This window comes from Alkalicoccus luteus (assembly GCF_012034335.1).
Lineage (GTDB): Bacteria > Bacillota > Bacilli > Bacillales > Salisediminibacteriaceae > Alkalicoccus > Alkalicoccus luteus_A.
The window spans coordinates 172,029-180,033 of the sequence record NZ_JAATHJ010000005.1 but is presented as its reverse complement, the minus strand read 5'-3'; the positions used below and the strand labels follow the sequence as shown (position 1 = coordinate 180,033).

Annotated in this window: 10 protein-coding genes and 1 other annotated feature; of the genes, 2 read left to right on the top strand and 8 right to left on the bottom strand. The window is 50.5% G+C overall.

Features of this window, described 5'->3' with window-relative positions; all coding sequences use genetic code 11:
• Positions 1-800 (top strand): transposase (locus HCN83_RS05550; RefSeq protein WP_168005329.1); only part of this gene is annotated, 800 nt, incomplete at its 5' end.
• A gap of 24 nt (positions 801-824) precedes the next feature.
• On the opposite strand, the gene HCN83_RS05545 is transcribed toward HCN83_RS05550, so the two are convergent.
• Both HCN83_RS05545 and HCN83_RS05540 read right to left on the bottom strand, forming a co-directional pair.
• Positions 825-1,904 carry a M42 family metallopeptidase gene (locus tag HCN83_RS05545; RefSeq protein ID WP_168005328.1) on the bottom strand — a complete coding sequence of 360 codons (1,080 nt, stop codon included), beginning with the start codon at positions 1,902-1,904 and terminating at the stop codon, positions 825-827.
• A gap of 89 nt (positions 1,905-1,993) precedes the next feature.
• The gene (locus tag HCN83_RS05540) at positions 1,994-2,494 is read right to left on the bottom strand and encodes a dUTP diphosphatase (protein ID WP_168005327.1); all 501 of its coding nucleotides are present in this window, start codon (positions 2,492-2,494) and stop codon (positions 1,994-1,996) included.
• A 200-nt stretch (positions 2,495-2,694) separates the two neighbouring features.
• Here HCN83_RS05540 and HCN83_RS05535 point away from each other — a divergent pair, with 200 nt between their 5' ends.
• Positions 2,695-3,108, top strand: a complete 414-nt coding sequence (locus HCN83_RS05535) for a sigma-w pathway protein ysdB (RefSeq protein ID WP_246238097.1) — start codon at positions 2,695-2,697, stop codon at positions 3,106-3,108.
• A gap of 279 nt (positions 3,109-3,387) precedes the next feature.
• On the opposite strand, the gene HCN83_RS05530 is transcribed toward HCN83_RS05535, so the two are convergent.
• The 6 genes from HCN83_RS05530 to thrS all read right to left on the bottom strand — a co-directional run bounded on the left by HCN83_RS05530 (position 3,388) and on the right by thrS (position 7,726).
• A complete protein-coding gene (locus HCN83_RS05530; RefSeq protein WP_168005326.1) occupies positions 3,388-3,960 on the bottom strand; it encodes a VTT domain-containing protein in 573 nt (190 codons plus the stop codon).
• Positions 3,961-3,975: 15 nt separating this feature from the next.
• On the bottom strand, positions 3,976-4,236 hold the full coding sequence (locus HCN83_RS05525) for a DUF1294 domain-containing protein (protein WP_168005325.1): 261 nt from the start codon (positions 4,234-4,236) through the stop codon (positions 3,976-3,978).
• A gap of 97 nt (positions 4,237-4,333) precedes the next feature.
• Positions 4,334-4,690, bottom strand: a complete 357-nt coding sequence (gene rplT, locus HCN83_RS05520) for a 50S ribosomal protein L20 (RefSeq protein ID WP_168005324.1) — start codon at positions 4,688-4,690, stop codon at positions 4,334-4,336.
• A gap of 63 nt (positions 4,691-4,753) precedes the next feature.
• Positions 4,754-4,945, bottom strand: coding sequence for a 50S ribosomal protein L35 (rpmI, locus tag HCN83_RS05515; protein WP_168005323.1), 192 nt, complete (start codon positions 4,943-4,945; stop codon positions 4,754-4,756).
• Positions 4,946-5,031: 86 nt separating this feature from the next.
• Positions 5,032-5,541 carry a translation initiation factor IF-3 gene (gene infC / locus HCN83_RS05510; RefSeq protein ID WP_168005322.1) on the bottom strand — a complete coding sequence of 170 codons (510 nt, stop codon included), beginning with the start codon at positions 5,539-5,541 and terminating at the stop codon, positions 5,032-5,034.
• Positions 5,542-5,609: 68 nt separating this feature from the next.
• Positions 5,610-5,728: a sequence feature (ribosomal protein L20 leader region), on the bottom strand.
• Positions 5,729-5,791: 63 nt separating this feature from the next.
• Positions 5,792-7,726 (bottom strand): threonine--tRNA ligase, encoded by a 1,935-nt coding sequence (thrS, locus tag HCN83_RS05505; protein ID WP_168005321.1) that lies wholly within the window; start codon positions 7,724-7,726, stop codon positions 5,792-5,794.
• Positions 7,727-8,005 lie beyond the last annotated feature (279 nt).

The window sequence follows — 8,005 nt, the reverse complement described above, 5'->3', positions numbered from 1 at the left end:
AGATGGGCACGGAAAATCAATTTGTGCTCGGCTATTCGGTGCATCAGCGCCCGACGGATACCCGCTGCCTGATCCCGCACCTGGAGCTTCTCCGCTCCTGGTCCCTGCCGTTTCCCAAGCAGCTCGCAGCGGATGCCGGCTATGGCAGTGAGCCAACCTATACGTATCTTCTGGAAGAGGCGCCTCTCCAGGCAGAGAACCCGTTTTTGATTCCGTACAACACCCTGGCTGCCGAAACGAAACCCTCGTTTACGAAACGCATCGACAAGGTCCAGAACTGGGACTACGACGAAACGAACGACTGGTTCCGTTGTCCGAACAACCGGCGGGTCACGTTCCGGGGATACACCAGCCGGACCGATCCCATCACCGGCTACCGCCGGGATTTTAAACGGTACGAAAGTGAAGACTGTTCGGATTGTCCGATCAAAGCCTTCTGTACGAAAGCAGAAGGAAACCGGCAGGTATTGTGGAACCCGACCTACGAAGAAGAAAAAGCCAAAGCCAGAGCCTTCCTTTGGTCTCCCGAGGGCGCAGCGACCTACGCGAAACGAAAAAACGAGGTCGAAAGCGTGTTCGGGCAGATCAAGGGCAATCGGTCGTTCCGCCGCTTTCACCTCCGTGGCCTCGAGAAGGTCACCCTGGAGGTCGGGCTGCTCGCCGCAGCCCACAACCTCCTGAAAGTGGCCGGGAGCCGCTCGGCTTTCTGCTGTTTTTTTGTCTTTTTCTCATTTCATTCCAAAAAAAGCGGAACCGGACACATCCGGCACCGCTTTTTTTGTTTCATAAAGGGCTTTTGAGACAGCCCCTTCTGAACACGCTTATCAGGAAAACGTAATGCTGTCGACAGTGTCGCGGTCAAGTTTTTTAATCACTTCCACGATCAGTTTTACCGCATTCTCGAAGTCATCCCGGTGCAGGATACCGGCATGCGTGTGAATGTAGCGTGTTGCGATCGTGATAGATAAAGCAGGTACACCGTTAGCCGTTAAATGAATCGCTCCGGAATCCGTACCACCGCCTGGTACTGAATCAAACTGATACGGAATGTCTGCAGCGTCTGCTGTATCCGTAACGAAGTCACGCAGTCCTTTATGCGAAATCATGGATGCATCATACACGATGATCTGCGGACCGTCACCCATTTTAGCGAGGGCATCCTTATCCGATACACCTGGTGTGTCGCCGGCGATACCCACATCTACGCCAAACCCGATATCCGGCTGGATCTGATTAGCAGATGTTTTCGCTCCCCGGAGACCGACTTCTTCCTGAACCGTTCCAACGCCGTAGACCGTATTCGGGTGGTCTTCGTCTTTCAGCCTGCGCAGCACTTCAATCGCGATCGCGCAGCCGATTCGGTTATCCCACGCTTTCGCCATCAAATACTTCTCATTTTTCATAACAGTAAAGTCGCAGACCGGTACGACGGAGTCACCGGGACGCACGCCGAAGGACGCTGCTTCTTCTTTGTCCTTGGCACCGATATCGATAAACATTTCTTTTTTATCAACCGATTTCTTTCGCGCCTCTGCAGGAAGAATGTGCGGGGGCTTGGATCCGATAACACCAGGGATGCTGCCATCCTTTGTCATCACCGTCACCCGCTGGGCAAGCATGACCTGCTCCCACCATCCGCCGACGCACTGGAACTTCAGGAAGCCGTTGTCGTCGATATTCGTAATCATAAATCCAATTTCATCCAGGTGACCTGCCACCATAATCTTCGGTCCGTTTTGAACAGAGCCGTGCTTTTTCGCAATCAGGCTTCCAAGCTGATCTGTTTCCACCTCATCTGCGAACGGTTCGATGTAGCGTTTCATCACGTCACGCGGCTCGCGTTCGTTGCCGGGAACCCCGTTAGCGTCTGTCAGATCTTTGAGCATGCTGAGCATTTCATCCATGATCGATCATCCTCCTCTATTGCAGTAATATGTACTCCTGTTCAGTATAGCGTTTTTCTGTCTGTGTCTCAATTCCTTCGTCTGTCGAATTAATAACCGTTTTGCTGGCGATTGTAATTTTCCTCATTCTTTTGCGCGTACGCATGGGTAACATCCTCCCACGTATAGCCAAGGAGTCCAGCCAGACTCAAATAGGCTGAGAACAGCGCCCCGTACGTTTCAGCAGAAGGTTCGATTCGCAGCAGGGAGACGGCTGCAAACAGCTCAAGAAATGCAGCGGTCTGTTCTTTCTCATCCGCCTTGTCCTGCTCCAGATCCACCGCATCGGCTTCCGGTGAGAGTGCGAGCGTATTTCCGATCGACAGCAGAAAATGCAGACCGTCTACGTATTCTTCTAAAATGACGCTGTCTTCAGAAGGGCCGCGGCTGCTCCAGAACTTGAAGCTTCTCACTTCATTGGCCAATTCGCCCGCTTCCACAGAAAAGGCCAGCAGTTTTTCTTCAAATACATCCTCTGCCTTCACTTGGCGTTTCTCTTCGATATAGCTGTCCAGCTTCTGCTGGTGTGTAAATAACGCCTGCAAGTCCATTGGTATCTTCTCCTTTTCGTTATCAGCAACATTTATAAGAGCATTTCACATGTCTTCTATCAGGAAAATAACTGCATTGTGAAACCTTCCTGCATGCTCTATCGTAACATAACAAGAGCTATTTCTTTACGTTCAATTCATCTGGCGTGTACGATAGAAACAGATACCCTGGTACGACCTTGAGAGAAGGAGAGATTACCATGATGACCGTAATTCTTTTTCGGCTTTTCCTGCTTATCGCTGTCGGAATCATCGCCTTCAGTATCATTAAATATATTACCGATCCCAGCCGCAGACTCGAAAGGGCCCGGCGCAGCCATGATTTTTATGTGCTCGACGATCCGGAGAACGTACGGCGCCATTTGTTCATTACGACCCAGGGCGCTTTGTTTGAAGGGGAAAAATTTTTAGGAACGGCGGACCAGTCAGTCGAAGTGACAACGATCGTGATACAGGCTGAAAATCTGGATGAACTGCGCGGCATGACGCTTGCTGATTTTGAAACGATGGAAAAAGAAATTCTCGTCCGCTATCCGAAAGCGGAAATAGAATGGGGACTGCCGGTGCACGATATCATTAAACGTCTCCGTAAGAAACAGAAACAAACTAATTAACCGTTCTTCACACGGAACAGCTTTTATATCGCAGAAAAGGCTCTCACCTGATAAACAGGTGAGAGCCTTTTGGCTGTATCTTTTTCTTATGCTTATAAACGTATCGTTCAAAGCTCGCAGTGGATTCAATAAACTAGCTGTTTATGAAGCCATGAACGAAGACAGCTTCAATGATGTTTTTTCACTCAGGCACCACTCAGGGAAAACCCGCACGGTGCCCATCCCAGGAAATATGAAGCTAATCGTACACGTTTACTGCTGCGGAAGATTCATCTGTCGTTACCCAGCTCTGCTCGGTGACGGACGTATAGGGTCAGGCCGTTCTTCCCGACGGCCTAAATAGAAAAAAGCTGCTGCCAGAAGACCGAGTATCGGCAGGGCATAAACCCATGACAGTTCCACAAGGATATGACCGAAGCCGGTAAACAGCATGGCCGGAAGAATGATACCAAGCACACTGTACGTCATATAACTTCTGAAATTGCTAGTCATTTCCATCAGGTACAGCGAAAGCAGATGAAAATGAACAAACGGCAGCATGCGCAAAATCATGACCTGACCGACTGTCATCTGCCTGTCGTGAAACACTTTCTTTTTCAACCGGGCGACCCGTTCCCGAAAACGGGGCAGCTTCTGTACAACAGCATAGAAAGCTGCAGACATTAAGGCGAGTCCTGCAATTGAGTACAAGCTGCCCTGCACGAATCCGAAAAAGTACCCGCCTGCCATACAGACGATGACGACCGGAAGAAACAGGAATGGCCGGAACAGATGCAGCAGCACAAAAATAAGCGGTGCAAGCCACCCTGCCTGTTCAATGACTTGAAAGATCGTCGTTTCCAGTTCTTCCACGATACCAGACTCCTTTTACATCAGCATCCAAATCCAGAATCCAGCATGGATCAGGACAGCAGCCGGCATGCCGGCTCGAAAAACAAGCGTACGCGTTTTGTGCCGAATAAGCCTGCCCGTCAGAATCATCAAGGGCGCTGCTCCGGCAAATGCCCAAAGCAGCAGCGTCTTTTCCTGAATCCGCCACTTTCCAAGCCGGGCCTTTCGCTTATCCGCTGCAAACAACGCAGCTCCAGCCGCGTTGACGACTATATAGTAGACTGCTGCTGTTATCATCCACACTGCCTCCATCGTTATAATTCATGCAAGCCGCTCGGCAAGCAGCCATGAAAAAAGGCTGCCCGGCATAAGTGCGGGGCAGCCGACTGTTACATTACTTCAGGTTTTCTTTTGCTTTTGCAGCAAGATCTGCAAACGCCTGCTCGTCGTTGATTGCGATATCAGCGAGCATTTTACGGTTCATATCGATTCCTGCTGTCTTCAGACCATGCATCAGACGGCTGTAGGAAAGACCATTCATGCGGGCTGCCGCGTTGATTCGTGTGATCCACAGCTGACGGAAGTCACGCTTCTTCTGACGGCGGTCACGGTATGCATACAGGTGAGATTTCATCACCTGGTCCTGCGCGACGCGGAACAGACGGTGTTTGGAACCGTAATAACCTTTCGCTAATTTTAATACTCTTTTACGACGACGACGGGATACATATCCGCCTTTTACTCGAGCCATCGTAATCCCTCCTCAAATGATATAGTTTCACGGGCTGCCTCGGCAGCTGCCGTTATCTGTTCTTTACTTTACGAGCTCGTTGATGCGCTTCTGGTCGCCTTTAGAGACGAGAGCAGATTTACGGAGCTTACGCTTCTGCTTCTGGGACTTGTTTGCCGCCAGGTGGCTTGTGTAGCCGTGGCTGCGCTTAAGCTTGCCGGAACCTGTTCTTTTAAAACGTTTTGATGCACCGCTGTGCGTCTTCATCTTTGGCATGGTCAAACATCCTTTCCTGCTATAAAAATCGTTGTTGTCTTAAGGTGAAGCGGAAACGGTCGTGGGCTGAATCACAGGCCGTCGCTCTATTTTTCGTTCTCTTTATTTGGCGCAAGCACGAGAAACATGCTGCGTCCTTCCATCTTCGGCTTCTGTTCAATTGTCGCAAGGTCTTTACACTCATCGGCAAGACGGACAAGAACTTTGCGGCCGAGTTCGGAATGCGTAATGGCACGTCCGCGGAAACGGATCGCAGCCTTTACTTTATCGCCTTTTTCAAGAAACTTTCGTGCATTGCGAAGCTTTGTGTTGAAATCATGCTCTTCGATGTTCGGGCTGAGTCGAACTTCTTTCAAGTTAATGATTTTCTGCTTCTTGCGCGCTTCTTTGTCTTTCTTTTGTTGCTCGAAGCGATATTTACCGTAGTCCATAATGCGGCATACAGGCGGCTTTGCGTTCGGCGCTACCATCACAAGGTCAAGATCTGCATTGCGGGCCATGTCCAATGCTTCCTGCTTGGATTTCACACCGATCTGATCGCCGTTTGCACCAATCAGACGAACTTCACGGGCACGAATATTTTCGTTGACGAACATATCCTTACTAATATTGAGCCACCTCCATAATGTCTCGGAGCAAAGCAAGAGCTTTCACACGTCGTGAAAGCATAAAAAAAGCGTGGGCATACTTCGCCCACACTTCACCTATCGTAAAATAAGTCCACGATAACCTGAACGTACTGATGACGAAACAGGTGAGAAGCGGGCGCTTCTTCTTGCTTTGGAGTCCGTATATTGTTCACCAGTACACTCTATCAGGTACGTCCGCTCCTGTCAACTGCATCTGTTACTTCGATTTATCGTTAATCGCCTGCTTCATGTGAGCTGCAAAATCTTCGAGGCTCATTTCCTCGGTTTCTTTCTGTCCGTAGCGGCGGACGTTGACGCCGCTGCTTTCAATTTCCTTATCGCCGAGCACGAGCAGATACGGAATTTTCTTCATTTGAGCATCGCGGATTTTGTAGCCGAGTTTTTCGTCCCGCGTATCGATCTCTACCCGCACTCCTTCACGCCTCAGGCGGTCTTCCACCTGCTTGACGTAGTCGAGATGCACCTCGCTTACCGGAATAGCTTTTACCTGCACAGGTGCAAGCCACGCTGGAAATGCGCCCTTGTATTCTTCGATCAAAAACGCAATGAACCGTTCCATTGTGGATACGACGCCTCGGTGGATCACAACCGGACGGTGGTCTTTGCCGTCTTCACCTGTATACGTCAGATCAAAGCGCTCCGGCAAGTGGAAGTCAAGCTGCACAGTGGAGAGCGTTTCGTCCTTTCCGAGCGCTGTCTTGACCTGAACGTCAAGCTTTGGTCCGTAAAAGGCTGCTTCTCCTTCTGCTTCCACATACTCTACACCCATGTCATCGACCGCTTCCTTGAGCATGTCCTGCGCTTTTTCCCACATCTCGTCATTGTCCACGTATTTCTCCGTGTTTTCCTTATCACGGTAAGACAGCCGGAAATAATAGTCATTGATGCCGAAGTCGCTGTAAACTGCCTGAATCAGCTCCACCACACGGATGAATTCCTCTTTCAGCTGATCCGGACGGCAGAAAATATGCGCATCGTTCAGCGTCATCGCTCTTACGCGCTGCAAACCTGCAAGCGCGCCTGACATCTCATGCCGGTGCATCGTACCGAGCTCTGCAATCCGCAGCGGCAGATTGCGGTAGCTGTGCTTATCATTTTTGTACACCATCATATGGTGCGGACAGTTCATCGGACGCAGCACGAGGTCCTCGCCGTCCATTTCCATCACCGGAAACATGTCGTCCTGATAGTGATCCCAGTGGCCGGACGTTTTATACAAATCAACACTTCCAAGCACCGGCGTGTACACGTGATTATAGCCGAGCTTTTCTTCGATATCGACGATGTAACGTTCCACGATGCGGCGGATTGTCGCGCCGTTCGGCAGCCAGAGCGGAAGTCCCTGTCCTACTTTCTGATTGACTGCGAAGATCCCAAGCTCCTTCCCGAGTTTACGATGATCGCGCTCTTTGCGCTCTTCCAGCAGCTGCAGGTAATCATCGACTTCCTGCTGCTTCACAAAAGCAGTTCCGTAAATGCGCTGCAGCATTTTATTATTGCTGTCGCCGCGCCAGTAAGCTCCGTTCACCTGCATCAGCTTAAATTTCTTCAGCTTGGACGTCTGCGGAACGTGCACACCCCGGCAGAGGTCGAAGAATTCTCCCTGTTCATAAATCGAGATCGTTTCACCAGCCGGGATCTCTTCCAACAGCTCAAGCTTCAGCTCATCCCCGATTTCTTTATAGCGCTCGATCGCCTCTTCACGGGAGACTTCGACGCGCTTAATTTCATGATTCTCGTCGATAATCTTCTTCATTTCTTTTTCGATCTTCGGCAAGTCTTCACTCGTAATCGGTTCGTCTACATCGATATCGTAGTAAAACCCTTCCTCGATCACCGGTCCAACGCCGAGCTGCACGTCGCCATAGAGCCGCTTTACAGCCTGAGCCAGCAGATGCGCTGTGCTGTGCCGGAGGATATGAAGCCCTTCATCGGACTGATACGTAATAATCTCAATGTCTCCGCTCTCCTGAATGGGGGTGCGCAAATCAATTTCTTCTCCGTTCCATTTGCCGGCAAGCGCATTTTTACGCAGACCCGGTGATATAGACTGGGCCACGTCCTCGGTCGTTATACCAGCCTCAAATGCCTTTACGGCTCCGTCTGGAAAAGTCAGCTGAATTTCTGCCATCGTCGTATTCCTCCTTTAAGAATGTCTGCATGATCAAGCACAAAAAAAAGCACACGCCCTCTGATTCGAAAATCAGAAGGGACGTGTGCCGACGTGGTTCCACCCTTGTTCCGGGCCAAAGCCCGCTTCGTTCAGCCGATAACGGCGGCTGCCGTCCGTTTCTATCGGGAGTCCCGGGTCAAAACGAATGCTCAAAGGTGGTAACCAATACCCCGTACCGCAGGAAGCTCTCAGCAGGCTGCTTCCCTCTCTGTTCCGGCCGGAAAGTATGATCTCGTC